Genomic DNA, 547 nt, shown 5'->3' with positions numbered 1-547 from the left:
CGCGGTCGCGGCGAGCCCGGCGGGCACCGCGTCCACACCGGGCACCGCGTCCGCACCGGATGCGGCGTCCTGCGGGGCGGACCCGCACGGGGTCTCGTCGAGGGCCAGCAGGGACACGATCCCGGTGAGCCCGGCGTCGGCGTGCCCGGTGAGCACCGCGGCGAGGCCGGCCCGGTCGGTGCCGGTGCCGTCGAGGTCGACCCGGACGGTGTCCGGTCCGAGGGCGTCCACGACCTCGCCGACCCAGGGGTCCCCGGCCGCGACGGCCGGGACGAGCACGAGGTGGCGGCCCGGTTCCACGGCCGTGGGCAGCGTCAGCGGGCGCCAGGACTCGCGGTAACGGAGCCGGTCGAGCGATGCGTCGCTGCGCCGGCGGCTGCGCCAGGCCGCGAGTGCGGGCAGCACGGCGCCGAGCCGCTCGCCGTCGACGTCGAGGTGGGCGGCCAGCAGGCCGAGGTCCTCCCGCTCGACGGCCGCCCAGAACTCGGTGTCCTCGCCGGTGCCGGTGGCCGGGCCCGCGGCGAGCCGCGGCCAGAACCGTTCGTGC

1 pseudogene is annotated in these 547 nt (G+C 79.2%); it reads right to left on the bottom strand.

The features are described from left to right. Positions 1 to 547 (bottom strand): annotated as a pseudogene (locus GTW08_RS12185) (hypothetical protein); the annotation flags it as partial.

Origin of the sequence: Pseudonocardia sp. SID8383 (assembly GCF_009864975.1) — a bacterium.
GTDB lineage: Bacteria > Actinomycetota > Actinomycetes > Mycobacteriales > Pseudonocardiaceae > Pseudonocardia > Pseudonocardia alni.
This window is presented reverse-complemented; position numbering and strand designations above follow the sequence as displayed.